The sequence below is a fragment of the Methylocystis sp. genome, from assembly GCF_051061225.1.
Lineage (GTDB): Bacteria > Pseudomonadota > Alphaproteobacteria > Rhizobiales > Beijerinckiaceae > Methylocystis.
The window spans coordinates 37837-63323 of record NZ_JBPFEB010000068.1; the positions used below are offsets into that span (position 1 = coordinate 37837).

Genomic DNA, 25487 nt, shown 5'->3' on the forward strand with positions numbered 1-25487 from the left:
TCGTTACGCCCGCCCGCGTTCGTCGTTGAGGAAGGCCAGAACCTCGACCGGCTCGACGGATTTCGCGATGAAGGCTTCGCCGACGCCGCGCATCAGGATGAAGGTGAGCGCCCCGCCCTCGACCTTCTTGTCCTGATACATGGCGGTGAGGATCGCCTGGGCGTCAGCGTCGAATCCGGGGATCTGGTGGATTTCCGTGGGCAGGCCGACGCTGGCGAGATGTTTCGCGACGCGCTCGGCGTCCTGCGCCGAACACAGACCGAGCCGCGCCGAAAAGCGCGCGGCGCAGGCCATGCCGATGGCGACGCCCTCCCCATGCACCAGCCGGTCGCTGTCGTAACTTGTCAGAAGCTCGAATGCGTGTCCGAAGGTGTGTCCGAGATTGAGCAGCGCGCGATCGCCCTGTTCGGTCTCGTCGCGCGCGACGATGGTCGCCTTGGTTTCGCAGCTCACGGCGACCGCGCAAATCTGTTCGGCCCGGCTGTGAAACACAGCCTCGGCGTCCGCCTCCAGCCACTCGAAGAACCGCCTGTCGCCGATCAGCCCATATTTCACGACCTCGGCGTAGCCGGCGCGGAACTCGCGCAACGACAGCGTGCGCAACACGTCGACGTCCGCGAGCACGAGCGACGGCTGATGAAAGGCGCCGATGAGATTCTTGCCATATGCGGAATTGATCCCGGTCTTGCCGCCGACGGAGCTGTCGACCTGGGACAGCAGCGTCGTCGGGATCTGCACGAAGCGCGAGCCGCGTCGCACGCTGGCGGCGACATAACCGGCGAGATCCCCCACGACCCCGCCCCCGAAGGCGACAATGAGATCGCGCCGCTCGATCCGGGCGGCGAGAACCTCGTCGCAGACGCGCCCGAAGGTCGCCAGCGATTTCGAGCCCTCGCCGGGCGAGACGACGATCGTCGTGTAGCGAATCCCTGCGTCCGTCAGGCTCTTTTCCAGCGTGGCGAGATGAAGCCGGGCGACATTCTCGTCGGTGACGATGGCGCAGGCGGCGCCCGGCGCGATGCGGCCGATATGGGCGCCCGCCTCCTCGACGAGACCCGCGCCAATGAGGATGTCATAGGAGCGTCCGCCGAGCGCGACGTGGATCGTCTCCCGATGCGCCGCGCCCTGATCGGTTTGAACGCGCTCCAGATGCAGATGGGTCATGGCCTTGGCGAAGTCCTTCTTTTGCGCCTTTCGTGCGGCGTCGATGCGCGGCAGTTGCGCGACCAGCGCGGCGAGCGTTTCCTCCACCATGACGTCCTGCGGTTCGTCACGGGATTCGACGCGAATGTCGGCCAGCTCATACAGCGGCCGGCGCGCCTCGAGCAGGCGGCGCAACGTTTCCTCGGGGTCGTCCGTATGCAGCAGCGGCCGGTCGTTCTTGCGCCGCACGCGCTTCATCAATGTCTTGAGATCGGCGTCGAGCCAGATCGAGACGCCGCGCTCGCTGACGCGTTCGCGCGTGCGCGGGTCCATGAAGGCGCCGCCGCCCGTGGCGAGCACCATCTCGCCGCCGTTCAGCAGACGCATGATCACCCGGCGCTCGCCGTCGCGGAAATAACGCTCGCCATATTTGGCGAAAATCTCGGGGATGGTCATGCCCGCGGCGGCCGCGACGATCTCGGCGTCGGCGTCGACGAAGGGGAGGCCCAGGCGGGCCGCGAGGCGCTGGCCGATGGCGCTCTTTCCCGAGCCCATCATGCCGACGAAGACGAGGGCGCGGCCGGCGAGCGCCGCGCGGATCGCGGCGGCGCGTTCGTCCACGGCGCCGGGCGGAGGCGCCGGCGTCGCGCCAAGGGTTTGCGGTCGTATCATGGCCGGCAATCTATACCGGGCGCGCCAGAAATTCAGCCCGTCTCGACGACGCGGGCGAGAAAGGCGGTCATGAAGGCGGGCAGGCGCGGGTCCTCGTGGCGGCCGGCCGCCATCATGTGCACGTCGCTGAGCTCCGGGGCCGCCTCGGCCTCCAGATGGCGTCGCACCCTCGCGCGAATCGCCTCGGCCGGCTCCGGCCAGTCGATGCGCTTGATGCAGGCGACGCGCTGGCGGTCGAAAATGACCGTCCAGTCGGCGGCGGCGGCGCCCTCGGCGGCGGCCAGTCCGGTCTCCTCGCCGAGTTCGCGCGCGAGACTGCCGGCGAGGTCGACGACGCCGTCGTCAAGAACGTCGTCGGGGTCCGGCGTGCCGCCCGGGAAAAAACGCTGGCCGGCGGCGGAATGCTGCGACCCCATCTCGCCGACGAGCCAGGCGCCGTCGCTGGAGCGCACGGCGGGCATGGCGAAGCAATTGAAGACGCTTTGATCCGGCCAGCCGAAGTCGCGCCAGGCCAGAAAGCGCGAGAAGCGCGTTTCGAAGGCTTCGAGCCGCAGCACGCGCAGGCCGCCGTCGGTCTCGATCGCGGCGCGGCGGGCGAGCAGCACCGGCCCGTCGTACATCTCCGGCGTGCGGGCGAGGCGCTCCGCCCAGTGGCGGTCGATCCGCGCCGCCTCGGCCTCGGCGAAGTCCCAGCGGTGCGCGACGAGACGGCAATCGAGCCGGTCGACCCGGTCGAAACGGGGTTCCATGGTCTAGATCCTCAGCCTTCCCTCGCCGACGCGCACGGCCTGTCCGCCGATCGCGACGCCGGCCAGAGCGCCCTCGGCGATCCACAGGCGCAGGGTGATCCGCGACGGCCGGCCCATGGCGTGCCCCTGCTCGATGAAGAGCTCATGTTCGCCCTCCTCGGGTCTCTCGAACGCCTGCGCCACGGCGGCGAAGGCCACGGCCGCCGCGCCCGTGGCGGGATCTTCCTCGAATCCGAGGCCATGCGCAAACATGCGGGCATGGATGGCGGCGGCGGGATCGATCGTCTCCGGCGTATAGAGATAGGCTCCCGGGAGCGCGCCGAGGACGGCGCCGAACGCTCCCGCGACCGGGCGCGCCCGATCGAGAGCGGCGCGCGAGGCGACGGGAACGAACACGAAGGCTGGCCCCGCCGCGTAAACGCTGGGGACATGGGCGCCGCAATCGGCCTCGAAGCCAATATCCGCCGGCGCAAGCGTCAAGGCCGCCGCGAGCGCCTCTCGCGAGGGCGTGGGACCCAGCGGTCGCGGCGTCCCGGGGAACCGAAGCTCGGCGTAGGTCACGCCGCTGCGTCCGCGCAGGGCGTCGCAGCGCAAGGCGCCGACGTCGCTCTCCAGCGCGACGACCAGGCCGTTTCGCGTCAGAGCGTCGAGACCGCGGGTCTCGGCGAGAAGCGCGGCCGCGCCAATCGTCGGATGGCCGGCGAAGGGCAGCTCTTGCGTGGGCGTGAAAATGCGGATGCGGGCCGTCATCACGGGGTCGCGCGGCGCGAGCAGAAAAACAGTCTCGCTGAGATTGAACTCGCGGGCCACGGCCTGAAGCGTCGACGCGTCGACGCCGTCGGCGTCCTCGACCACGGCGAGCGGATTGCCGCTGAAGCGCCGGTCGGTGAAGACATCCAGCAGGTGATAGGCAAGGCTGCGGCTCACGGCCCTGGATCAGCCCTGCATCTGCAACAGCGCGACATTGTCGCGGAATTCGACCAGCTCGACGATCAACCCCTTCTCGAAGCGCACGAAATCGGCGAGCTCCACGATGCCGGCGCGGCTCGTCCCGCGATGGCGCCACTCGACCGTGCGCCGGGCGGCGACCCCGCCGCCGTCGATGACCATCTGCGGGGTCGTGCTGCCCACCTGCTCGAAGTCGATGTTGATCGCGCCGATGATATTGACCAGAGCGTCAATGCCGCCGTGGCGACCGGCGTAGAAGAGCGCGGCGCGGTCGCCCACGAATTCGCTGACGACGTCGGGGGCGCAATAGCGTTTGAAAAGGCCGATGTCCGGCCCGGAACGCGAGAAACTGCCGAGCTCCGTGACGCGCCGCGCCATTTCGTCGCGGGAGAGTCCCGGCCCCGGCGGGTCCGTCATGTCCTCCAACGCTTTCGGCGGCGCAACGGCCGCGCGGGAGACGGCATGGTCGTCGACGAATTCGTCGAGGCTCGCGATCCGGTCCTGTCGCCAGCGGATGAAATGCGCGACGTCCATGACATGGACGCGCCCATTGGCGCGGCGGCGGAAGCTCGCCGTCCAGCGCACCGCCGTGCGGTCGCCCTCCGCGAAGACATCCTTCACCTCGGCCTCGAGCGGCTCGTAATCAATGTCCGCGCGCCGCAGATAATCGCGCAACGCCTGACGGCCCTGCCAGCCCCCGGCAGGAAAAAAGCCAAGCCTCGAGCCAGTGTAACGAAGCTCCACGTCCTCCGTGAAGGAGTCGAGCAGCGCGTCGACGTCCCCGGCCATTCGCAAGCGAATCAGCTCATGGACTCGGCGACGCGTCACGCTCTCGGCGACCCATGCGGATCGTCCGCCCAATCCCTGCATTTCGCTCAAATCGCCCGCTGGCGATCCCCCGTGCGCAATTGTGATGCTACAGCTGTGAAGATGAACAATTACTGTCCATTATGCTTGGATCGCGCCGGTTGTCGACACTCTGTTCAAGGGACAGGAACAGCCAGGCGCCGGCGGGGCTCAGTCCTGCATGCGCAGCAGCGAAACCGTGTCGCGGAATTCGATGAGCTCCGTGATCAAACCATTGTCGAACCGGACAAACTCGGCAAGTTCCGAAACGCCGGAGCGGCCGGTTCCACGGTGGCGCCATTCGACATGGCGCCAGCAGGCCGCGCGCTCGTCCTCGACGAGAATGTCGGAGATCGCCAGCGGGCGCTGCTCGAATTCCACATGAATGGCGCGGATGATTCCCAGCAGCGTTTCAAGTCCGGCGTGACGCCCGGCGTAAGGGGTGCGGAGGCGGTCGCCGGTGAATTCGCAGATCACGTCCGGCGAGAACCATTTGTGCAGCAAGGCCGCATCCGGCCCTCCGGCCTCGAAATCGAGCAGCAGCCGCGCCCGGCGCCGCATTTCGTCCGCCGAGACGCCAGCGGGCCGGGGGGTGAGGATGGCCTCGAAGCCCGGCGTGCAGGCGCAATTGGGAGTCGAGGGGCAATGGGCGTCGAAGAATTCATGCAGCTCGACGACGCGGCCATTTTCCCAGCGCAGGAAATGGGCGGCGTCATTGGTGTAGACGCGCCCGGTCCCGTGACGCCGCCAGTCGCCGCGCCAGCGCACCGCCGCGCTGTCCCCGTCGACGATGACGTCGAGAATCTCATGCTCGCAGGGCAGGTAATTCTCGTCCGTGCGGATGAAAAGCGTGCGCAAGGCCTCGGCGCCGGACCAGACGCTCGGGCCCAGCACCCCTTCCCGCCAGCTATGACAATGCAGAACGACCGCCGGGTCCACCAGGGACAAAAAGCGATCGTATTGCCGCCGCATGCGGCTTTCGAGCAGCTCCGCGACGATGAAACGGATGTCCGGGGCGCCGAGGCTGATGGCGCGGCTCTTCTCGTCCGGCATCATGCTCCCCCGAGCTCAAGCCAGCGATATGGCTGGCGCGCGCGGACCCTACCCCTCCACGCGCGCCAGAAGTCCTGTCTTAGTTCCGATCCTTGTCGACCAGCTTGTTCTTGCCGATCCAGGGCATCATGGCGCGAAGACGCGCGCCGACCTCTTCGATCGGATGCGCGGCGTTGCGCGCGCGCGTCGCCTTGAAGGAGGTCTGGCTGACCTTGTTCTCCAGCATCCAGTCGCGCGTGAACTTGCCGGACTGGATGTCCTCGAGGACGCGCTTCATCTCGGCCTTGGTGGCCGGGGTAACGATGCGCGGACCGGTGACATATTCGCCGTATTCCGCCGTGTTGGAGACGGAATAGTTCATGTTGGCGATGCCGCCCTCATAGATGAGGTCGACAATGAGCTTCACTTCGTGGAGGCACTCGAAATAGGCCATTTCCGGCGCGTAGCCCGCTTCCACCAGCGTCTCGAAGCCGTTGCGGATGAGCTCGACCAGACCGCCGCAGAGCACGACCTGCTCGCCGAAGAGATCGGTTTCGCATTCCTCGCGGAAGGTCGTCTCGATGATGCCGGCCTTGCCGCCGCCGATCGCCGAGGCGTAGGAGAGCGCGATGTCCTTGGCGTTGCCCGAGGCGTCCTGATGGACCGCGACGAGGCAGGGCACGCCGCCGCCCTTGAGATATTCGCCGCGCACCGTGTGGCCGGGACCCTTGGGCGCGATCATCATCACATCGAGGTCCTTGCGCGGCTCGATGAGATTGAAGTGGATGTTGAGGCCATGCGCGAAGAGGAGCGCCGCGCCCTGCTTGAGATTGGGGGCGAGTTCATTGGCGTAGATCTCGCCCTGCAGCTCGTCCGGCGTCAGCATCATGACGACGTCGGCCCATTTGGCGGCCTCCGGCACGGGCATGACCTTGAGGCCGGCGCCCTCGGCCTTGGCGGCGGAGGAGGAGCCGGGACGCAGGCCGATCGCGATCTCCGGAACGCCGCTTTCCTTGAGATTGAGGGCGTGGGCGAAGCCCTGGCTGCCGTAGCCGATGATGGCGACCTTCTTGCCCTTGATCAGATTGATGTCGGCGTCCCGATCGTAATAAACGCGCATGTCCTGTCGTTCCTCTAGGTCTCTGGTGTCTGGCGGATGACGGGACCGCCCTGGCTCGCGTCATGAATTTCGCGCGCCCTTTTACGCGGCGACGCCCTGAAGGTCAAAGGCCGCGCGCGGCGTCCCGCCAACAAACTTGGGCGCGAGCTGACGTCCCGCCCCTCCGGCAAGGGGCCGGTTGACAGGGGCCGGCGGTTTCACGCTAAATTCCGCCCCGGCGATGGAGTTCGCCTTGTAACCGCCCTCGGGGCCGATGACTCCTGCATGCGACCGCTCGCCGGGAGTTTACGTCTTGTTCCCATCCGTCCGCCCGGCGCCCCGAACGTCGCCAACGACCCGAACGGCGCCAATGAGGAGGCGCGCCTGATGCCGTCCGCCGAAGACAGACTGACCGGCTGGCGATTCCTGCTGTTCACCGCGGCGCTGGCCGTCGGCAATGTGGTCGCCCTCTCCAACGTGCCGGGCTACACGGTGCTCGCGCCCTATGCCGCGGGCAGCCTGCAGGGGGTGAACCCGAGTTTCGGCACCTGGGCGACGACCGACCACATGATGGGCATCGTGCTCGGCCTGCCGCTGGCGCGCTGGCTCTCCGGGCGCTACGGCGACGCCCGTGTCTACGCCTCGGCTTTTGTGGCCTATGCGCTGTTCTCGCTCGCCTGCGCCATGAGCGAAACCATCTGGTTCTTCGTGCCGATGCGATTCCTGCTCGGGCTCGCGGGCGGCGTCCTTTTGCCGCTGGGGCAGGCGCTCGCGCTCAACGAGATCCCGGAGAACCGCCGCGTCTTTGGCGTCGCCTGGTGGGGCGTGCTGAGCATGGCGCCCTTCACGCTCGGCGTTTTCATGGGCGGTTTCTGGGCGGAATATGTCAATTGGCGGATGCTGTTCTATTCCAACATCATCCTCGGCCTGCCGATCGCCGGCCTCGTCGTCGCGCTGCTCTACGGGCGCCCGCACCGGCGCCGGATCGTGCGGTTTGACGCAATCGGATTCCTGCTCATTTGCGTCACCCTCGTCGGCGTGCAGACCATTCTCAATCAGGGCAACGACTTCGACTGGTTCGGCGCGCCGATCCTCGCGGCCCTTCTGGTCGCCGTGATCATCGCCTTGCCGGCCTTTGTCGTCTGGGAGCTTGGCGAGCGCACGCCCGCGCTCGACCTGAGGCTTTTCCGCCATCGCAATTACGCCGTCGGCGTCTTCTGCTCGGTTGCGGGCTTTCTGGTCATCCAGGGCACGCTGTCGGTGTTCGTGGGCCAGTTGCAAACGCTGCTCGGCTATCCGTCCTCGCTCGCGGGCGTTGTCTACCTCTCCATGGCGATCTGCGCCGCGCCGCTGGTCTCGATCATGCATCTCATCGTGCGCCGCGTCGACCTGCGCTATTTCGCGAGCCTGAATTTCATCGGCTTCGCCGTGACGCTCACCTGGCTCGGCGAATATGACAAGGTCGCCTCCTTCGATCAGATCACGACGCCGATGATCTTCTTCGGCCTTTTTCTCGCGACCTTCTTCGCGCCGCCGGCGGCGATCGCCGTGCAGGGCCTCTCGGGCCAGAAGCTCATCCGCGCGGCGGAGGAGCTCGCCATGTTGCGCACGGCCTTCGGCGCCTATGGCATCACCTCGCAGGCCGTGGTGCAGTTCCGCCGCGCGCCGGTTCATCAGCTCGGCATGGCCGATCATCTGGGTGGACGCGAATATCCCTCTCTCGACGCGCTCGGCGCGCTGACGAGGAAGCTCCAGGACCTCGGTCTGAGCGAAGCCGTGACCAATGTGCAGATTTCCCGGCTGATGCGCCAGCAGGCGCTGCTGCTCGGCCTCGACGACGCCTTTTATTTCGGCGCGATGGTGTTCCTGTGTCTGGCCGCGATTATCTGGCTTGCGCGCCCGGCCCCCGCCGCGAAGCCCGAGCCGAAGCCGTCGCTGGCGGATTTCGAGGCGGAAGAGTTGATGGAGTAGGGCGCGCCCTTGCCGCCCCCTCCCCACAACCCCTCGCCGGAGGGACAGGCGAGAGGGCGCCGCGGTTACGCTGAACCCGGCTTCACGACCTCACATCCGACGTCTCCAAAGCCTTCTCCACCCGGGCTTCCCGCTCTTCTTCCGCCTCGTCGCGCGGCAGCAGATGGCGCGGCAGATAGGAGCGGTTGGCGATCAGCGTCGGAATCACCGCCGTGCCGATGATCGCCGCGACCAGCGTCGAATATTGCGCCTGATCGATGATCTTGTTGGAGAGCCCGAACAGCGCCGAGATCGTGCCGAAAGTCAGCCCAGAGGCCATCAGCAGCGTCGTATACATGGCGTCCTTGTGCGGGGCGCCGAAGCGGCGGGCCACCGGATAGACGCTTCCAACCTTGCTGGCCATTTCGATCGCCAGAAAGACCACGACGCCGAGCGGCGCGGCCAGCACCGCCGGCAATGAGACGAAGTAGCCGGCGCGGATGAAGTAGAAGGGCGTCAGCAGGCCGATAGTGATGGTGCGCAGCCGCCGGATCAGCGCGGCGTCGCGGCCGACGCTTCCCGCGAGCGCCATGCCGATGAGATAGGCGGGCAGAACCGCTTCGCTCCCCGCCCATGTGGCGAGCCCCCCGAGCCCCATCAGCGTGAACAGCAGGAATTTGGCCTCGAACTCCGACGGCCGGCCGCCAAACAGCGCGAAGGCGCGCGGCGTGATCTTCGGCAGATAGATGAAGGCCGAGATCAGCGCGGCGGCGAACAGCAGCGTCTTCCAGGTGAAGGGCGCGAAGACGAGGCCGAGCGTCACCACCGTGCCGAGATCGGTGATGAAACAGGCGGCGAGAATGGTCTTGCCATATTCGGTGCGGTTGAAGCCATATTCCATCATCACCGTATAGACGACGGCGACGGAAGTCGCGGCGAGCGCGATGCCGGCGAGCAGCGCGGGGGAGCTTTCCCACCCGAGCAGGTAATACGCGCCGGCCCAGCAGGCGATCGACGGAACGAGGAAGCTCGCCGCGCCAATGGCGGCGGCCTCCTTCCATTGGCGCTTGAACACGTCGGGATCGAGTTCGGCGCCGGCGAGAAAGGTCAGGAGGATCGCGCCGATTCCCGCCAGGGTTTTGACCCAGGGCTCCTGGACGGCGAAAATCCATTCATAGCCGACGAGACCCAGCGCCGCCTGCGCGGCGAGCCCGACCAGAATCTCGACCAGCGCCGTCGAGAGGCGGAAACGGCTGGCGATCAGACCCGCGATCAGCGCCAGACCAAAAACCAGCGCCGCCTGCGCCCAGATTGGCGTCATGCCCTTCCCCTCCCTCACGCCTCGTGATCATCGCGAGCAGGCGAAGCCCGCCGAACGCCGTCGAGAGACGGGCTCGGGCTTCGCTCCGCGCGCCTTACTTCACGCCGAGCAGTTCGACATCGAAGATGAGCCAGGAATTGGCCGGAATGGCGTTGCCCATGGCGCGGGCGCCATAGCCGAGCTCCGGCGGGATGATCAGCGTGCGCTTGCCGCCGACCTTCATCGTCTCGACGCCTTCGTCCCAGCCCTTGATCACCTGGCCCATGCCGAGGGGAAATTCGAAGGGCTCGCCGCGATCGCGCGAGCTGTCGAACTTCTTGCCCTTGCCGCCATTGACGTACAGCCAGCCCGTATAATGCACGGTGACCGTCTGGCCGACCTTCGGCGAGGCGCCCGCGCCCGGCTTCACGTCGATATATTTGAGACCGTCCGCCGTGAGCGTGGTCTCGGGCTCGGCGCGCAGCGCCGTGGGCGCGATGGCGAGGGCCGCCGTGGCGAGAAGGGCGGCGGCGAGCGTCTTTTTCACGATGCGCATGGTTTTGCTCCGTTTTGAATCAGACTGTTTGAATCAGACGGGAAGCCCGTTGTCGCGGGCGAGTTGCAGCAGGTCCTTCTGCGGCCGGGCGCCGACATGCGAGATGATTTCAGCGGCCGCCAGCGCGCCCAGAGCCGCGCTCGTTTCATGCGGCAGACCCTTGGCGTAACCCGCGAGGAAACCCGCCGCGAAGAGATCGCCGGCGCCGGTCGTGTCGACGACCTGATCGACCGGGAAGGCGGGCGCGGCGACGAGGCTCTCGCCGCTCGCGACGACGCAGCCCTTCTCCGAGCGCGTCACCACGCCGAGAAGACCGTCTTCGGCGCGCAGCGCGGCGACCGCCGTGTCGAAATCGGCGGTCTCGTAGAGCGCATGCAATTCGCTCTCATTGGCGAACAGAATGTCGACCACGCGGTCGCGAATGAGCGACAGGAATTCCTCCCGGTAGCGGACGACGCAGAAGCTGTCGGAGAGCGTCAGCGCCACCTTGCGGCCATTCGCCCGCGAGATTTTGGCCGCGCGCAAAAAGGCCTCCTTGGCGCCCGGCGGGTCCCACAGATAGCCTTCCATGTACAGGATTTTCGCCGAGGCGACGGCGGCCTCGTCGATATCCGCCGGCCCCAGCGCCTGACAGGCGCCCAGAAAAGTGTTCATGGTGCGCTGGCCGTCCGGCGTCACGAAGATCAGGCAGCGGGCGGTGGCGGCGCCATCGGTCGCGGCGGGCGTGTCGAACGCGACGCCGGCCTTGCGAATGTCGTGGGTGAACTCCTTGCCGGCGGCGTCCGCCTTCACCTTGCCGACGAAGCCGGCCCTGGCGCCGAGGCTGGCGACGCCCGCCATGGTGTTGGCCGCCGAGCCGCCGGAGATGACCGTCGTCGGCCCCATCAGCTCGTAGAGCTGATCGGCGCGGGCTTCGTCGACCAGCGCCATCGACCCCTTGACTAGGCCGGCGGCGACGAGAACGTCGTCCTCGGCGCGGGAAAGGGTGTCGACGATGGCGTTGCCAATGCCGAGGACATCCAGGGAAGCTGACATTTCGAATCTACCCGCGCTGAAGGGCCGCGCCCGAGCGTCGCGGCCAGAAGATGAAGCGCGGGCTTCCTAGCACCCTGGCTGGCAAATAGACAGGGGCGCCCCTTTCGGCGTCGGCGGATCTGCCGGTCTAATTCGTGGTCACGCGGACGCCGACCCTGACCTCGTGCGAGGTGATGTCCTTGGAGACCGGAGCGACGGAGGAACCCCAGGAGGCGAGGCCCGTGTATTTGCCCGCGTTGAGGAACCGGTAGCCGAGGTCCACCTTCAGATTTTCGGCGACATCATAGCTCACGCCCGCCATGACGTTCCAGGCGAAGCGCCAGGCGGATCGCGTCTGCCAGGTGCTCCAGTTGGTGGGGCCGAAGGGAATCTGAACCGGATAGGTCGCGCCGTTCACATAAATCCACTGGGGAACCTGTCCGCTCGGCAGGGTGAGGTCCGGCCCCCACAGGGCGCCGTCCGAATTGCGGAAATAGGAGATGCTCGACGAGGAGGAATTATAGGTCATGCCGACGCCGGCCCCGACATAGGGCGTGAACCCCCAGAAATGGCCGAGGTCGACATAGGCGTTGGCGAGAAGGCTCGTGCGCACCAGCGTGGCGGTGGCGGCGCGCGAGCAGGTGTCGTTCGGATTGGCGAACACGCCGACCGGAACGGAGGCGCCGGTTGCGTCGGTACGGTAGAGACCGACCGCCTGATAGGGGCACCAGATCTGGCCGATGGTCCCGCTGCGGCGGAAGACGCTGCGGTCCACGGTGACGTCCGCGCGCACCCAGTCATTGAATTGATAGCCGGCGCCGAGCCCGCCCGAGGCGATGTCCGCCGTGTTCAGCATCGACGCGAAATCGCCGCTGAAGGCCGGGGCGTCGACATGTTGCCAGCCGATGTCGCCGCGCAGATACCAGTTCGAGCCCCACTCCACCGGCTCCTCCGGAAGAGCCGGCGCGTCCGGCAGGCCGAACAGATCGGCGGCCTGCGCCGCCGACCCGAGGCCCAGGCCGAGCAGCGCGGAGAGGATCGTCGCGCGGGCGCGCAAAAACGGGCGGGGCATCGCTGTCTTCCTTGACTGGGCGCCGGCGGCGCGATGGCGCGCCCCGGATGTCAAAGGAAGGGTGAGGGAATATGCTTAATTTGATGTTAAGGCACTGAAAAGCTTTGGATTCAGACGCTGACGCCCACCCCCTGGGCGCCAGCTAAGCTCAAGTCAGCTCTTGTAAAATTGGAGCGTCAGAATTTGATCGCCGCGAGGAAGACGTCGATCAGCAGCACATAGAGCGCGGCCGTCACGAAGGCGGGAATCGGCCGCAGCGACACATGACGCAGCAGGAATGCGTACATGAAGGCGGTCCAGACGATGATGGGGAACAGAAGGAAGCGGGCGAGACGCTCGGTCGGCAGCGGCGGCGGCAGCGCGACGCCGACGATGAGGTGCAGGATGATATAGGCGAGCGCGGCGACCGCGCCCATGACCGCCATCGCCGTCAGCGTCTTGACGAATTTCTGCTCCTGATTGAGGTAGCGGAGCAGCGAGCGGGTCGCCGCGAACAGCACGACGCCGCTGGAGACGCCGTAGAACAGGCTGACGACCAGGCTGTGGGAGAAGAGTTGCGCGCCGGCCTGCAGGACGACATAGGCGGCGAGCGCCCCCTTCATCAGATCCTGCGATTCGGGAAGGGAGAGCTGCGACGCCTCCAGATTGAGCATCTTCAGGAAAGTCCGGGGCGTTGCATCGTTCAGAAGCGGGATGTTGAGCGCCATGTGAATATGTCCCCTGAGGCGGCGCGCGCGGCGTCCGCAAAACAAGCGAAAAGCCGCGCGGAAGCCCAGAAGGCGAAGGGCGCGCGCGACCGATTGTCGCCTCTCTAACACGCTTTGGCCCGGTTGCGAAACAAGGCGCCGCGGCTTTGGTCAGTCGAGGCGGGTCAGCCAGTCTTCCCGCGCGATGAGGTCGACGATGCGGCGGGCGGCGTCCGCCCAGGCGACGTTGAGCGCCTGTCGCGGATCGCTGGTCAGCTTGCCGGCAAGGACATCCTCGATCGCCCCGGCGAGCGCCGCCGGGTCGTTGACCGGGACATAGACGGCCCCCTCGCGGCCGACCTCGCGGAAAACCGGAATGTCGCTGCAGATCACGATGCGTCCGCGCCGCGCCGCCTCCACGATGGGAAGCCCGAAGCCTTCGGCGTAGGAAGGCAGGATCAGGGCGCGCGCGCGTTCGTAGAGAAACGCCAGCTCGCTGTCGTCGGCGTCGCTGAACCAGAACAGCCGCCGCCCCTTCTCCCCGTGGCGCTCGATCGAGGCGACGAGCGCCTCCTCCAGCCAGCCGCGCCGGCCGACGATCACCAGCCGCGCGTCGACGCCCCTGGCCCAGAGCGCCTCGAAGGCGTCGAGCGCCACGCGATGGCCCTTGCGGGGCTCGATGGTCCCGACCATCAGGAAGGCTGGCGCATCCCCCGAGACGGCGGCGGCGATCGCCTCGCGCGGGTGGATGGCCGGCGGCGTCGCGAGGTCGGCCCCGAGATGGAACCAGCCGATCTTGAGTCCGGGCCGGTGCGGCAGCCGTTTCGCGGCGACATGGTCGGCGAGCTCCTCCGCGACCGTGCGGGAGATCGCCAGAAAGGCGTCGCTTTCGACGAGCGCCCGGCGCAGCCAGGCGCGATAGCGCGGCGGCGTCGATTCATGGCAGGCGTAAGGGTGAAGCTCCGGGATCAGATCGAAGACGCAGGTGACGATCTCTCCGCCCCCGGCGCGAACGCGATCGAAGACGGGGGCGAGCTCGTCGAAGGCGTTCCAACTGTCCGCGAGGGTGAGAAACCTGTCGCCCGGCGCAATGGCGATCTCGGCGTCATCGGCGGCCGGCGCGCCCGTCAGCCGCGCGACAAAGGCGTTCGCGGCGAAGACGCGGCCGCCGTCGCAGCGCGCCGCAACGACGGGAATATCAAAGTCGTGGCCGTCGTGGCAGGCTCGCGCCACCTCTTTCACGACGCGCTGAATGCCGGTGCCGGCGTCCATCCTGGCCGTGGCGGTGACGTCGATCAGCAGACGGCGCGCCGGGACCGGGGCGACAGCCGGCGCGGCGGCGGCGGCGGCGGCGGGAGGCGAGGGCGCGGCCGGCGCGGGCGCCGTGCGAAACCGGGCGAGCAAGGCGGCCCCGGCGTCGGCGATACGGCGTTCGATCGGACGCAGAAAATCGTAGAGGCGCCCCGACGCCGAATAGATCAGCCGGTAGCGCTCATGGGTGAGATGCAGGGTTTCGCGCCGCAGATGTTCGAGCTGGGCCTCGAGCAGCCGGATGCGGGCGCGCCGCGCCGCCTCTTCCGCGTCTCGGGCCGGGCGGTCGCCGGTCACGGCGACCCTCCCGCATATTCCGCCCGCCACTGATCGAGCAGCGCGCCAAGCATGTCGGTCATGGTGAAGCGCGGCCGCCAGCCGGTCGCGGCGCGCAGCCGGGAGGCGTCGCAACGGACGCAGGCGATGTCGGTCCCGGCGGGCCGCAGCCGCTCCGGGTCGACGACGACGTCGAAGTCGCGCCGCGCCAGTCCGCGCAGAAGATCGAGCAGTTCGGCGATGCTGTGCGCCTCTCCCGAGCCGATGTTGAAGACGCCGCGCGCCGGCAGCGCGTCCGCCTGCGCGATCAGCCGCATATAGGCGTCCACCACGTCACGCACGTCGAGGAAGTCGCGGAGCCTGGAGAGATCGCCGACCTCGAGGCGCGGCGGGGCCTGTCCGGCCTCGATCGCCGCGATCTGCGCCGCGAAGGACGCCAGGACGAAATTGCGGCTGCGCTGGCCGGGACCCGAATGATTGACCGGGCGGGCGACGATGAGCCGCGCGCGCGGGCCGAGAACATCCGACAGGGCGGCCTCCGCCGCGACCTTGGAGCGGCTGTAGACGTCGAGCGGCCGCAAGGGCGTGTCCTCGTTCGCCGCCCCGTTGAGGAAACTCGCGCCATAGGCGGCGGCGGTCGAGGAAAACAACACGACCGCCTCCGGCGCGTGTCGGCCCAGCGCCGCGCCAAGCCCGAAGGCGCCGTGGAAATTGGCCCGCCAGGTCGCCTCCGGCGCGCCGGCCGATTGCCCGACGGAGGCCTGTCCGGCGAGGTGGACGACGAGATCCGGGACGAGATCGGCGACGAGCCGGTCGATCGCCGCCTCGTCGAGAAGGTCCACGGCCGTGGCGGAGAAGGCGGGATGCGCGCCCTTCTCCTCCGGCCGCATCAACATGACGCGGAAGGCGTCGGGATAGGCCTCGCTCAAGGCGCCCGCGACATGGGAGCCGACGAAGCCGCCGCCCCCCGTCAGGAGAATTCGCTGATAGGCCGGCATGTCCGCGCCCTTCCGTCCGGTCAGGCTTCGCGCTTCAGCCTCTCGAGATCCGCGTCGACCATTTCGCGGATCATCTGGTCGAGGGTGATTTCGGGCTTCCAGCCCAGCGTCTTGCGCGCCTTGCTCGAATCGCCGAGCAGCACGTCGACCTCCGCCGGGCGGAAAAAGGCCGGGTCGATCACCAGATGCCTGTCCATGTCGAGCCCGGCGTGATCGAAGGCGATGCGGCACATGTCGCGCACTGTGGTGGTCACGCCGGTCGCCACGACATAGTCGTCGGGCGTCTCCTGCTGCAGCATCATCCACATGGCGCGGACATAATCGCGCGCATGGCCCCAGTCGCGCTTGGCGTCGATATTGCCGAGCCGCAATTCGCTGGCGCGGCCGAGCTTGATCTGCGCCACGCCCTGCGTGACCTTGCGCGTCACGAACTCCACGCCGCGCAACGGGCTCTCGTGATTGAAGAGGATTCCCGAGGAGGCGTGCAGGCCGAAGCTCTCGCGGTAGTTGACCGTGATCCAGTGCCCGTAGAGCTTGGCCACGGCGTAGGGCGAGCGCGGATAGAAGGGGGTCTTCTCGCTCTGCATGGGCTCCTGGATGAGCCCGTACATCTCCGAGGAGGAAGCCTGGTAGAAGCGCGCGCCCGGCGCGGCCAGCCGCATGGCCTCGAGCACATTGGTCACGCCGACGGCGGTCACATTGGCCGTCAGCACCGGCTGGCGCCAGGAGGAGGCGACATAGGACTGCGCCGCGAGATTGTAGATCTCGTCCGGCCGGACGTCCTGCACCGTCCTCACGAGACTCGACAGATCGATGAGGTCGGCGTCATGCAGATGCACCTTGCCGCTGATCCCGAGCCAGCGCAGCCGGTGATCCTCGACGCCCCGATGCGACGAGCGGCGCACGACGCCATGCACTTCATAGCCCTTCTCGAGCAGAAACTGCGAGAGATAGGCGCCATCCTGGCCGGTAACGCCTGTCACGAGCGCGCGTTTTGTCATCAAAGATCCTTGTCGAACGGTTTGGTTGAAGCCTCTACTGAATTGGTCCCGCCGAGGCAAGCCGGCGCGTCCGGCCGCCGCCGCGAAGGCGCGACCCCAAATGCGAAAACCGCCGGAGACGATCCGGCGGCTCGAGAAGTTCTAAAGCAAATGCGGGATTTCGCCTATTTCTTTTCCTCGGGCAGCTTGCCCTGGGGGGTCGCCTTGTCGATCGCGACCGGGAGATATTCCGCGAGCAGGTCGCGCGCCTTGTTGACGTCCACGCCGGCCGACTCGGCCAGTTTTTTCAACTTTTCGATGCCGACGGCCTGGCCGACCTCGATGCCGCTGATCGCCTCATTGGCGCCGGTGGACACCCAGGAGTCGACCTTTTTCTTGAAGCCGCCGGTCTGGAAGTCCTTCACCACGGCGTCGAGGCCGCCCTGCTTCTCGATATAGTCCTTGATCAGGGTGAGCGCTTCCGCGCCGATCGCGCCGCCGACGATTGCCTTGAGCCAGCTCATGTCCAACACTCCTCGTCAAATAGGCCGCGGTGTGCCGCGACCTATCCCAGATAGGGGCGAGGGCTTGACCTTCCAATAAGCCCCACAAGAGTTTTTTGCCGCCGGCCGCCGTTCAGAAGAGCGGGTCGCCGGCCTTTTCCCGCCAGCGGAGAATGCCCTCCCAGATGTCGCGGGCGGTCTCGGCGTACCAGAAAAGCGCGCGGTCCTCCGGGGCGATCACGCCCTCCTCGACCAGAAAATCCGGGTCGAAGACGCGCCGCCAATAGGCCTCGCCGACGAGCACGATCGGCAGGGGCTTCAGCACGCGGGTCTGGGCGAGGGTGAGGGTCTCGAACAGTTCGTCGAGCGTGCCGTAGCCGCCGGGAAAGGCGACGAGCGCCCGCGCCCGCAGCACGAAATGCAGCTTGCGAATGGCGAAGTAATGGAAGCGGAAGCAGAGCTCCGGCGTGAGATAGGGGTTTGGGTACTGCTCGTGCGGCAGGGAAATATTGAGGCCCACGGTTTCGGCGCCGGCGTCGAAGGCCCCGCGGTTGGCGGCCTCCATGACGCCCGGCCCGCCGCCGGTGACGATGGCCAGGCGGCGCCCGCCCGGCAATGGGCCGGCGGCGCCGACGATGCGGCCGAATTCGCGCGCGATCTCGTAGAAACGCGCCTTGTCGGCGATGCGCCCGGCGACGCGGGCGCGGCGGGCGGCTTCGGCGTCCCCGGGATGGGCGGCGGCGAGCGCCCGCGCCTGCGCCAGCCGGGCCTGCGCGGTCGCCGGCTCGACGATGCGGGTGGACCCGAAGACGACGATGGCGTCGGTGACGCCGTGCTGGCGCAGCAGCAGCTCGGCCTTCAGATAGTCGAGTTCGAGGCGCGGTCCGCGCGCTTCGGCGCCGTTGAGGAAGTCGGTGTCCGAATTCGCCTCGCGATAGGCCGGGCTCGCCAGGAGGGCGGCGACGCGCTGCGCCGCGCCCGAATCTTCCCACAGGGGTTTGGGGCGTTCGTCGGGAAGCGGCTCGTGGCGGCGCGGCGGCGGCGGCGGTTCTTCGCCGGGCGGCGGCGGCTCTTCGGGGCTCATCATGCGCCTTTCTTTATTTCCGTGGCGGCGGAGGGTATAGACGGCGCGAGCGCCGACGGGCGAATTTCAGAAGGACCAAAAGGGCAAGCGACGATGGCGGGGCACAGTCAGTTCAAGAACATCATGCACAAGAAGGGCAAGCAGGACGCGATCCGCTCCAAGCTCTTCTCCAAGCTTGCCCGCGAAATCACCGTCGCCGCCAAGGCCGGCCTGCCCGATCCGAACATGAACGCGCGCCTTCGCGCGGCGGTTCTCGCCGCAAAGGCCGAGAACATGCCCAAGGACAATATCGAGCGGGCCATCAAGAAGGCCTCGGGCGCCGACGCGGAGAATTACGACGAGGTGCGCTACGAGGGCTATGCGCCGGGCGGCGTCGCCGTGATCATCGAGGCGCTGACCGACAACCGCAACCGCACGGCGGGCGAGGTGCGCTCCTATTTCACCAAGGCAGGCGGCGCGCTGGCCGAAACCGGCGCCGTCTCCTTCATGTTCGACCGCGTCGGGCTGGTCGCCTTCGACAGCAAGGTCGCCTCCGAGGACGCCATGATGGAGGCCGCGATCGAGGCCGGCGCCGACGACGTGTCCTCCTCCGAGGAAGGCCATGAGGTGATCACCTCGGTCGAAAGCCTCCGCGACGTGGCCAAGACGCTGGAAGAAAAATTCGGCGACTCGAAGAAGGCGGCGCTGATCTGGCGGCCGCAGAACACCATCAAGGTCGATGACGAGGCCGGCGAGAAGATCCTGAAGCTCGTCGGCACGCTGGAAGACAATGACGACGTTCAGAACGTCTACGCCAACTTCGAGATTTCCGACGCGCTGATGGCGAAGCTGGCGGGGTGAGTCGGGGGGACCCCCACCCCAACCCTCCCCCTTAAGGGGCGGGAGCGATGGCGCCGCCGATTCCCTCCCCCTGCAAGGGGGAGGGTCAGGGAGGGGGTCCCGCCCATCCTGCAAAGGGTCAGGGCGAACGGATGCACGTCAAGCGCGGCTATCATCACGGTTCGCTGAAACAGGCGCTGGTCGAGGCGGGAATCGAGCTTCTGGCCGAGGGCGGCCCTTCCGCTCTCACGCTGACGGAAGCCGCGCGCCGCGCCGGCGTCACGCCCGCGGCCCCCTATCGTCACTTCTCCGGACGCGACGCGCTGCTCGCGGAGATCGCCCGGCAGGGCTTCGAGACCTTCGGCGCGCGGATCGAAGCCGCCTGGGACGAGGGCCGGCCCGACGCGCAATCGGCCATGCGCGCCATGTGCGCCGCCTATCTGACGTTCGCCCGCGAGGAGACCGGGCTTTACGCCGCCATGTTCGGGCAGGCGGCCACGCTCGCCGATCCGCAGGCCGGCGGCGCGGCCGATCATGCGCTGGAGATTTTGTGGCGGGCGGTCGTGGCCTGGCTTCAGGCGGCCGGCGCGCCCGCGCAGGGCGCGCGCCATGTGGCGCTGCAAGTCTGGGCCATCGCCCATGGCGTCGCCATGCTGACGATTTCGGGCCATTTCGACGCGGCGAAGACCGCCGATCCGGCGGCGGTGCTCGACGGGGCGGTCGCCGGCGTGATGGCGGCGGCGGTGGAGAAAGACAAGGGGTGACGGACCGGTCCCGCCCTATGTGGCATGGGACTTACGCCAATGAGGGAGCCCCGCCATGCTCACGCTCTATTACCATCCCGGCGCCTGCTCGCTCGCCGCCCATATCGCCCTCGAATGGATCGGCGCGCCCTACAAGGCGATCGAAGTCGAATTCGGCGACAAGGACTATCTCAAGATCAACCCGGCGGGGGCGGTGCCGGCGCTCGACGACGGCGCCGGCTGGATTCTCACCCAGGACGCGGCCATTCTCCGCCATCTCGCCCGGCGCCATCCGGAGGCCGGGCTCGCCGTCGACGGCGACGAGAAGACGCAGGCGGAGGCCGACCGCTGGAGCTTCTTCATCACCGGCGATCTGCACCCCGCCTTTTTCCCGCTCTTCGTGCCCAACCGCTACACACGGGCGCGGGAGAAGGAGGCCTTCGACGACATCCGGGCCGCCGCCAAGGCGCTGGCGCACAAGAAGTTCGCTCTCGTCGACGCCCATCTGACCGGCCGTCGATTCTTCCTCGGAGAGGCGCGCAGCTATCTCGACGCCTATGTCTTCCCCATGGAGCGCTGGGCGCAGACCCTTCTCGACGACGGCCTCTCCCAATTCCCCGCGGTGCGCGCCCATCACGACATGATGGCGGCGGACCCGGCGGTGCGGAACGTGCTGGCGGCGGAAGGGGCGTGACCCCCGCCCGCCCATTCGTGGCGAGACGATGACGATCGGCGCTTGATTCTGCGCCCCGGCTCCCGTAACGTTGACGCATCAAGGATAAGCGGGGGCGCAATGCGCGGTCTTCTCGTCGTAGATGGGGCGCCGGAGACGGAGCGGGGCTAGGCCCCGATGGCCGCCGACGGCGCTTGACGCAAGGCCCCGAGCGGGCCTTTTTTGTTGCCCGGAAATCCTCAGAGGGTTTCGCCCAGCCGCGAGAGTTGAAACGGAAAAACACCATGTCGAAGGAAATGACCGGCGCAGAAATGGTTGTCGAAGCCCTGAAGGATCAGGGCGTCGAGATTCTTTTCGGCTATCCGGGCGGCGCGGTCCTTCCGATCTATGACGTGCTCTTCCATCAGGAGCATGTGAAGCACATTCTCGTGCGCCACGAGCAGGGCGCGGCCCATGCCGCCGAGGGCTATGCGCGCTCCTCCGGGAAGGTGGGCGTGCTGCTGGTCACCTCCGGCCCCGGCGCCACCAACACGATCACCGGCCTCACCGACGCGCTGATGGATTCGATTCCGCTCGTCTGCATCACCGGACAGGTGCCGACGCATCTCATCGGCTCCGACGCCTTTCAGGAATGCGACACGGTCGGCATCACGCGCCACTGCACGAAGCACAATTATCTCGTCAAGAACATCGCCGATCTGCCGCGCGTGCTGCACGAGGCGTTTTATGTCGCGACCTCCGGCCGGCCCGGCCCGGTGGTCATCGACATCCCCAAGGACGTGCAATTCGCGCGCGGGGTCTATACGCCGCCGCGCGGGGCGCCGCACAAGACCTATCAGCCCAGGCTCGACGCCGACATGGAGCAGATCCGCGAGGCGGTGAAGCTGATGGCGGCGGCGAAGCGCCCGATCTTCTACACCGGCGGCGGCGTGATCAATTCCGGCCCCGCCGCGTCGGCGCTGCTGCGCGAGCTCGTGAGCCTCACCGGCTTTCCCATCACCTCGACGCTGATGGGGCTCGGCGCCTATCCGGGCTCCGGCCCCAACTGGCTGGGCATGCTCGGCATGCACGGCACCTATGAGGCCAACAACGCGATGCACGACTGCGATCTGATGATCGCCGTCGGCGCGCGGTTCGACGACCGCATCACGGGGCGCCTCGACGCCTTCTCGCCGGGCTCGAAGAAGATTCACATCGACATCGACCGCTCCTCGATCAACAAGAACGTCAAGGTCGATCTCCCCATCGTCGGCGACTGCGGCCATGTGCTGGAGGCGCTGGTGCGCACCTGGCGCGCCGAGGCCATGCACGCCGAAAAGCAGCCGCTCGACAAATGGTGGGCGCAGATCGACGAATGGCGCGCGAAGAAGTCGCTCGCCTACCGGACCTCCGAAACCACCATCAAGCCGCAATACGCCGTGCAGCGCCTCTATGCGCTGACCAAGGATCGCGACGTCTACATCACCACCGAGGTCGGCCAGCATCAGATGTGGGCTGCGCAGCATTACCACTTCGAGGAGCCCAACCGCTGGATGACCTCGGGCGGGCTCGGCACCATGGGCTACGGCCTGCCCGCCGCGATCGGGGCGCAGCTCGCCCATCCGGGCGCGCTCGTCGTCGACATCGCCGGCGAGGCGTCGATCCTCATGAACATCCAGGAGATGTCGACGGCCATCCAGTATCTGCTGCCGGTGAAAGTCTTCATCCTCAACAATGAATACATGGGCATGGTGCGCCAGTGGCAGGAACTGCTGCACGGCGGGCGCTATTCGCACAGCTATTCCGAGGCGCTGCCGGATTTCGTGAAGCTCGCGGAAGCCTTCGGCGGCAAGGGCATTCGCTGCTCCGACCCCAGGCTGCTCGACGCCGCCATTCAGGAGATGATCGACTATGACGGTCCGGTGATCTTCGACTGCGTCGTCGACAAGGTCGAGAACTGCTTCCCGATGATCCCCTCCGGCAAGGCCCACAACGACATGCTGCTGGCCGATCTCTCGGACGACGCGGGCGTCGACATTGGCGCGGTCATCGACGAAAAAGGCAAGATGCTGGTTTAGTCCCCGCTCCCCGCTCGCGGGGATGAGGAGAGACGAAGTCCCGAGAGAGAAGACGTCCCGAAGGAACAGAATGAACGCTCCAGCTTCTCCGCCGTCGCCCTATTCCGCGTCGACGAGCAATTCGAAAGTCGAATCGCATACGCTCTCCGTGCTCGTCGACAACGAGCCCGGCGTGCTCGCGCGCGTCGTCGGGCTCTTTTCCGGCCGCGGTTACAATATCGAGAGCCTCACCGTCGCCGAAGTGACTCATGCCGAGCACCGCTCGCGCATCACCATCGTCACCTCCGGCGCGCCGGAGACGATCGAGCAGATTCATCACCAGCTCGAGCGCATCGTGCCGGTGCGGCAGGTGACCGACCTGACCGTCTCCAAGCGCTCGCTCGAACGCGAACTGGCCATGGTCAAGGTGCGCAGCCGCGGCGACGACCGCAATGACGCCTTGCAGCTCGCCAGCGCCTTCCGCGCCCGCATCGTCGACGCGACGACCGAGAGCTTCATCTTCGAACTCACCGGAAAGCCGGAAAAGATCGACGAATTCGTCGATCTGCTGCGCCCGATCGGCCTCGTCGAGGTGTCGCGCACGGGCGTCGCCGCGATTTCGCGCGGCCCCGAGCCGATCTGACGCCGGGAGGGGCGCCAGCGGCCGCTCCGGCCGCCTGTTCGCCGGTGCGACAGTCTCTCTCGCAGCAAGACCTTTCCGGATGACGGAGAAGGGTCCATCATTGCTGTTGCGACGACTTCTCCCGATCATCGGCTTTGCATGACAAGACCCAGTTGGCGCGCCCATCCCGAAGACATTGCGGCGATCCTCGCGGCCCGTCACCCGGATCCATTCGGCCTGCTCGGCCTGCATGAGACGGAGGCGGGCGTCGTGATCCGGGCCGTCGTCCCCGGCGCCGCGACGCTGGCGGCCGAGACGCCGGAGGGCGTCGAGATCGGCGTTCTCGAGCGCGTCCATGCGGACGGTTTCTTCGAAGGGCTGACCGCGCTCCCGGCGCGCGCGCCCTACCGCCTCGCGGCGGCGAATGGCGAGAACGCCTGGCGCTTCGACGACCCCTACGGCTTCCCCCCCTACCTCGGCCCGCTCGACGATCATCTGCTGGTCGAAGGCGCGCATCGCAGGCTCTACGAGCGCCTCGGCGCGCAGCGCGTGACGCATGAAGGCGTCGAGGGAACCAATTTCGCCGTCTGGGCGCCCAACGCCCGGCGCGTGTCCGTCGTCGGCGACTTCAACCAGTGGGACGGCCGCCGGGCGCAAATGCGCAAGCGCGTGGACAGCGGCGTCTGGGAAATCTTCCTGCCGGGCGTGGGCGCGGGCGCCGTCTACAAATATGAAATCCTCGGGCGGGACGGCGACCTGCTGCCGCTGAAGGCCGATCCGCTCGGCTTCGCGGCGGAGCTGCGGCCCTCCACGGCCTCGGTCGTCATCGAGAACGCGCCGTGCCAATGGGGCGACGCCATCCATATGGCGGAGCGCGTCAGACACGACCCGCGCCGCGCGCCCATGTCGATCTATGAGGTTCACCTGCCCTCCTGGCGCAGGGGCGCGGACGGGCGCTTTCTGACCTGGGACGAGATCGCCGACGCGCTCGTGCCCTATGTCGTCGACATGGGCTTCACCCATATCGAGTTGCTGCCGATCAACGAACATCCGCTCGACGCCTCCTGGGGCTATCAGCCGATCGGCCTCTTCGCGCCGACGCGGCGGCATGGCGATCCGGAGGGTTTCCGCCGCCTCGTCGACCGCGCCCATCAGGCGGGGCTTTCCGTCATTCTCGACTGGGTTCCGGCGCATTTCCCGACGGATGAACATGGGCTCGCGCGTTTCGACGGCGGGGCGCTCTACGAACATCCCGACCCGCGTCGCGGCTTTCATCCCGACTGGAGCACGGCGATCTATGATTTCGGGCGCCGCGAAGTGGCAAATTTTCTTCTCGCCAACGCGCTCTACTGGCTCGACCGCTTCCATATCGACGGACTGCGCGTCGACGCCGTCGCCTCCATGCTCTACCTCGATTATTCGCGCAAGGCCGGAGAATGGGCGCCCAATCCCGATGGCTCCAACGACAATCGCGACGCCGTCGCCTTTCTCCAAACGTTCAACGAGCTGGTCTACGGACTCTTTCCGGGCGTCGTGACCCTCGCCGAGGAGTCGACCGCCTGGGCCGGCGTGACAAAGCCCACATTCGCAGGCGGGCTCGGCTTCGGCTTCAAGTGGAACATGGGCTGGATGAACGACACGCTGCGCTACATGTCCTGCGATCCGGTCTATCGAAAATGGCGCCACAACGAGCTGACCTTCGGCCTGCTCTACGCCTTCGAGGAGAATTTCGTGCTGCCGCTCTCGCATGACGAGGTCGTTCACGGCAAGGGCTCGATCGTCGCAAAAATGCCCGGCGACGACTGGCGCCGCTTCGCCGGAACGCGCGCCTATTATGGCTTCATGTGGGGGCATCCGGGCAAGAAGCTTCTGTTCATGGGGCAGGAGTTCGGGCAGACGGGCGAGTGGAATTTCGCGGCAGGGCTCGACTGGGGCCTGCTCGACTTTGCGCCGCACAGCGGCCTGAAGGACTTCGTGCGCGATCTCAACCGCCTTTATCGCGGCCGCGCGGCGCTGCATGCGCGCGATTGCGAAAGCGACGGCTTTGAATGGGTGGTGGTCGACGACGCGGAAAGTTCCGTCTTCGCCTTCCTGCGTTACGGCCCCGACCGCAGCCGGCCGGTCCTCGTCGTTGCGAATTTCACGCCCGTGCCGCGTCACGCCTATCGGCTCGGCCTGCCGCGCGCGGGGCTCTGGCGCGAGATCCTCAATTCGGACGCGACGCTCTACGGCGGCTCCGGCGTCGGCAATCTCGGCGCCGTCGAGGCGCGCGCGGAGGGCTTCGCGGGCTTCCCCGCCTGCGCCGACATCGAAATCCCGCCGCTCGCCACATTGTACTTCGAACCGGCTGACGTTGGGCTAGAATGACAGCCGAA

At 67.3% G+C, this 25487-nt stretch carries 23 protein-coding genes and 1 riboswitch; of the genes, 7 read left to right on the forward strand and 16 right to left on the reverse strand.

The window, feature by feature from the left end:
- Positions 1 to 3: 3 nt before the first annotated feature.
- The 6 genes from aroB to ilvC all read right to left on the reverse strand — a co-directional run bounded on the left by aroB (position 4) and on the right by ilvC (position 6510).
- A complete protein-coding gene (aroB, locus tag ACR652_RS12750; protein WP_434506861.1) occupies positions 4 to 1815 on the reverse strand; it encodes a 3-dehydroquinate synthase in 1812 nt (603 codons plus the stop codon).
- Positions 1816 to 1847: 32 nt separating this feature from the next.
- On the reverse strand, positions 1848 to 2564 hold the full coding sequence (locus ACR652_RS12755) for an NUDIX hydrolase (protein ID WP_434506862.1): 717 nt from the start codon (positions 2562 to 2564) through the stop codon (positions 1848 to 1850).
- A gap of 3 nt (positions 2565 to 2567) precedes the next feature.
- A complete protein-coding gene (locus tag ACR652_RS12760) occupies positions 2568 to 3491 on the reverse strand; it encodes a PhzF family phenazine biosynthesis protein (RefSeq protein ID WP_434506863.1) in 924 nt (307 codons plus the stop codon).
- A 9-nt stretch (positions 3492 to 3500) separates the two neighbouring features.
- The gene (locus ACR652_RS12765; RefSeq protein ID WP_434506864.1) at positions 3501 to 4382 is read right to left on the reverse strand and encodes a nuclear transport factor 2 family protein; all 882 of its coding nucleotides are present in this window, start codon (positions 4380 to 4382) and stop codon (positions 3501 to 3503) included.
- A 147-nt stretch (positions 4383 to 4529) separates the two neighbouring features.
- Positions 4530 to 5414, reverse strand: a complete 885-nt coding sequence (locus tag ACR652_RS12770; protein WP_434506865.1) for a nuclear transport factor 2 family protein — start codon at positions 5412 to 5414, stop codon at positions 4530 to 4532.
- A gap of 76 nt (positions 5415 to 5490) precedes the next feature.
- The gene (gene ilvC, locus ACR652_RS12775; protein WP_434506866.1) at positions 5491 to 6510 is read right to left on the reverse strand and encodes a ketol-acid reductoisomerase; all 1020 of its coding nucleotides are present in this window, start codon (positions 6508 to 6510) and stop codon (positions 5491 to 5493) included.
- Positions 6511 to 6717: 207 nt separating this feature from the next.
- Positions 6718 to 6780: riboswitch (Fluoride riboswitch) on the forward strand.
- Here ilvC and ACR652_RS12780 point away from each other — a divergent pair.
- On the forward strand, positions 6775 to 8460 hold the full coding sequence (locus ACR652_RS12780) for an MFS transporter (RefSeq protein WP_434506867.1): 1686 nt from the start codon (positions 6775 to 6777) through the stop codon (positions 8458 to 8460). (Overlaps the previous riboswitch by 6 nt.)
- 82 nt (positions 8461 to 8542) lie before the next feature.
- Here the strand turns inward: ACR652_RS12780 and ACR652_RS12785 are convergent, their stop codons facing one another.
- From ACR652_RS12785 to ACR652_RS12830, 10 genes are all read right to left on the reverse strand, one after another.
- Positions 8543 to 9760 (reverse strand): cation:proton antiporter, encoded by a 1218-nt coding sequence (locus ACR652_RS12785; protein WP_434506868.1) that lies wholly within the window; start codon positions 9758 to 9760, stop codon positions 8543 to 8545.
- 94 nt (positions 9761 to 9854) lie between these two features.
- Entirely contained in the window at positions 9855 to 10295 is a 441-nt protein-coding gene (locus ACR652_RS12790; protein WP_434506869.1) for an FKBP-type peptidyl-prolyl cis-trans isomerase, read from the reverse strand.
- A 33-nt stretch (positions 10296 to 10328) separates the two neighbouring features.
- On the reverse strand, positions 10329 to 11330 hold the full coding sequence (locus ACR652_RS12795) for an adenosine kinase (protein ID WP_434506870.1): 1002 nt from the start codon (positions 11328 to 11330) through the stop codon (positions 10329 to 10331).
- Positions 11331 to 11457: 127 nt separating this feature from the next.
- A complete protein-coding gene (locus ACR652_RS12800) occupies positions 11458 to 12381 on the reverse strand; it encodes an outer membrane protein (protein WP_434506871.1) in 924 nt (307 codons plus the stop codon).
- 176 nt (positions 12382 to 12557) lie between these two features.
- Positions 12558 to 13088 (reverse strand): hypothetical protein, encoded by a 531-nt coding sequence (locus ACR652_RS12805; RefSeq protein WP_434506872.1) that lies wholly within the window; start codon positions 13086 to 13088, stop codon positions 12558 to 12560.
- A 150-nt stretch (positions 13089 to 13238) separates the two neighbouring features.
- Positions 13239 to 14675: a glycosyltransferase family 4 protein gene (locus ACR652_RS12810; protein ID WP_434506873.1), complete on the reverse strand. Its 1437-nt coding sequence runs from the start codon at positions 14673 to 14675 to the stop codon at positions 13239 to 13241.
- Positions 14672 to 15652: an NAD-dependent epimerase/dehydratase family protein gene (locus ACR652_RS12815; RefSeq protein WP_434506874.1), complete on the reverse strand. Its 981-nt coding sequence runs from the start codon at positions 15650 to 15652 to the stop codon at positions 14672 to 14674. The genes ACR652_RS12810 and ACR652_RS12815 overlap by 4 nt, the downstream gene beginning before the upstream one ends.
- 20 nt (positions 15653 to 15672) lie before the next feature.
- Positions 15673 to 16653, reverse strand: coding sequence for a GDP-mannose 4,6-dehydratase (gene gmd / locus ACR652_RS12820; RefSeq protein WP_434506875.1), 981 nt, complete (start codon positions 16651 to 16653; stop codon positions 15673 to 15675).
- Positions 16654 to 16817: 164 nt separating this feature from the next.
- Positions 16818 to 17156 carry a YidB family protein gene (locus tag ACR652_RS12825; RefSeq protein WP_434506876.1) on the reverse strand — a complete coding sequence of 113 codons (339 nt, stop codon included), beginning with the start codon at positions 17154 to 17156 and terminating at the stop codon, positions 16818 to 16820.
- A gap of 112 nt (positions 17157 to 17268) precedes the next feature.
- Positions 17269 to 18222 carry a TIGR00730 family Rossman fold protein gene (locus tag ACR652_RS12830; protein WP_434506877.1) on the reverse strand — a complete coding sequence of 318 codons (954 nt, stop codon included), beginning with the start codon at positions 18220 to 18222 and terminating at the stop codon, positions 17269 to 17271.
- Between the two features lie 90 nt (positions 18223 to 18312).
- Between ACR652_RS12830 and ACR652_RS12835 the strand changes: the two genes are divergently transcribed.
- The 6 genes from ACR652_RS12835 to glgB all read left to right on the forward strand — a co-directional run bounded on the left by ACR652_RS12835 (position 18313) and on the right by glgB (position 25479).
- Complete coding sequence (locus tag ACR652_RS12835) at positions 18313 to 19059, forward strand: YebC/PmpR family DNA-binding transcriptional regulator (protein WP_434506878.1); 747 nt, start codon at positions 18313 to 18315, stop codon at positions 19057 to 19059.
- Between the two features lie 131 nt (positions 19060 to 19190).
- Positions 19191 to 19802, forward strand: coding sequence for a TetR/AcrR family transcriptional regulator (locus ACR652_RS12840; RefSeq protein WP_434506879.1), 612 nt, complete (start codon positions 19191 to 19193; stop codon positions 19800 to 19802).
- 55 nt (positions 19803 to 19857) lie between these two features.
- Positions 19858 to 20475 (forward strand): glutathione S-transferase family protein, encoded by a 618-nt coding sequence (locus ACR652_RS12845; RefSeq protein ID WP_434506880.1) that lies wholly within the window; start codon positions 19858 to 19860, stop codon positions 20473 to 20475.
- Positions 20476 to 20738: 263 nt separating this feature from the next.
- The gene (locus ACR652_RS12850; protein WP_434506881.1) at positions 20739 to 22511 is read left to right on the forward strand and encodes an acetolactate synthase 3 large subunit; all 1773 of its coding nucleotides are present in this window, start codon (positions 20739 to 20741) and stop codon (positions 22509 to 22511) included.
- A gap of 70 nt (positions 22512 to 22581) precedes the next feature.
- A complete protein-coding gene (gene ilvN, locus ACR652_RS12855; RefSeq protein WP_434506882.1) occupies positions 22582 to 23133 on the forward strand; it encodes an acetolactate synthase small subunit in 552 nt (183 codons plus the stop codon).
- A gap of 138 nt (positions 23134 to 23271) precedes the next feature.
- Positions 23272 to 25479 (forward strand): 1,4-alpha-glucan branching protein GlgB, encoded by a 2208-nt coding sequence (glgB, locus tag ACR652_RS12860; protein WP_434506883.1) that lies wholly within the window; start codon positions 23272 to 23274, stop codon positions 25477 to 25479.
- Positions 25480 to 25487 lie beyond the last annotated feature (8 nt).

What these genes read in the sequence shown, in the direction of transcription:
- ACR652_RS12770 (WP_434506865.1), bottom strand. Translation starts at nt 5,414, where the DNA reads ATGATGCCGGACGAGAAGAGCCGCGCCATCAGCCTCGGCGCCCCGGAC.
- ACR652_RS12765 (WP_434506864.1), bottom strand. Translation starts at nt 4,382, where the DNA reads ATGCAGGGATTGGGCGGACGATCCGCATGGGTCGCCGAGAGCGTGACG.
- glgB (WP_434506883.1), top strand. Translation starts at nt 23,272, where the DNA reads ATGACAAGACCCAGTTGGCGCGCCCATCCCGAAGACATTGCGGCGATC.
- ACR652_RS12785 (WP_434506868.1), bottom strand. Translation starts at nt 9,760, where the DNA reads ATGACGCCAATCTGGGCGCAGGCGGCGCTGGTTTTTGGTCTGGCGCTG.
- ACR652_RS12840 (WP_434506879.1), top strand. Translation starts at nt 19,191, where the DNA reads ATGCACGTCAAGCGCGGCTATCATCACGGTTCGCTGAAACAGGCGCTG.
- ilvC (WP_434506866.1), bottom strand. Translation starts at nt 6,510, where the DNA reads ATGCGCGTTTATTACGATCGGGACGCCGACATCAATCTGATCAAGGGC.
- ACR652_RS12755 (WP_434506862.1), bottom strand. Translation starts at nt 2,564, where the DNA reads ATGGAACCCCGTTTCGACCGGGTCGACCGGCTCGATTGCCGTCTCGTC.
- ACR652_RS12835 (WP_434506878.1), top strand. Translation starts at nt 18,313, where the DNA reads ATGGCGGGGCACAGTCAGTTCAAGAACATCATGCACAAGAAGGGCAAG.
- ACR652_RS12825 (WP_434506876.1), bottom strand. Translation starts at nt 17,156, where the DNA reads ATGAGCTGGCTCAAGGCAATCGTCGGCGGCGCGATCGGCGCGGAAGCG.
- ACR652_RS12815 (WP_434506874.1), bottom strand. Translation starts at nt 15,652, where the DNA reads ATGCCGGCCTATCAGCGAATTCTCCTGACGGGGGGCGGCGGCTTCGTC.
- ACR652_RS12830 (WP_434506877.1), bottom strand. Translation starts at nt 18,222, where the DNA reads ATGATGAGCCCCGAAGAGCCGCCGCCGCCCGGCGAAGAACCGCCGCCG.
- ACR652_RS12800 (WP_434506871.1), bottom strand. Translation starts at nt 12,381, where the DNA reads ATGCCCCGCCCGTTTTTGCGCGCCCGCGCGACGATCCTCTCCGCGCTG.
- ACR652_RS12850 (WP_434506881.1), top strand. Translation starts at nt 20,739, where the DNA reads ATGTCGAAGGAAATGACCGGCGCAGAAATGGTTGTCGAAGCCCTGAAG.
- ACR652_RS12790 (WP_434506869.1), bottom strand. Translation starts at nt 10,295, where the DNA reads ATGCGCATCGTGAAAAAGACGCTCGCCGCCGCCCTTCTCGCCACGGCG.
- gmd (WP_434506875.1), bottom strand. Translation starts at nt 16,653, where the DNA reads ATGACAAAACGCGCGCTCGTGACAGGCGTTACCGGCCAGGATGGCGCC.
- ilvN (WP_434506882.1), top strand. Translation starts at nt 22,582, where the DNA reads ATGAACGCTCCAGCTTCTCCGCCGTCGCCCTATTCCGCGTCGACGAGC.
- aroB (WP_434506861.1), bottom strand. Translation starts at nt 1,815, where the DNA reads ATGATACGACCGCAAACCCTTGGCGCGACGCCGGCGCCTCCGCCCGGC.
- ACR652_RS12780 (WP_434506867.1), top strand. Translation starts at nt 6,775, where the DNA reads ATGCGACCGCTCGCCGGGAGTTTACGTCTTGTTCCCATCCGTCCGCCC.
- ACR652_RS12795 (WP_434506870.1), bottom strand. Translation starts at nt 11,330, where the DNA reads ATGTCAGCTTCCCTGGATGTCCTCGGCATTGGCAACGCCATCGTCGAC.
- ACR652_RS12805 (WP_434506872.1), bottom strand. Translation starts at nt 13,088, where the DNA reads ATGGCGCTCAACATCCCGCTTCTGAACGATGCAACGCCCCGGACTTTC.
- ACR652_RS12845 (WP_434506880.1), top strand. Translation starts at nt 19,858, where the DNA reads ATGCTCACGCTCTATTACCATCCCGGCGCCTGCTCGCTCGCCGCCCAT.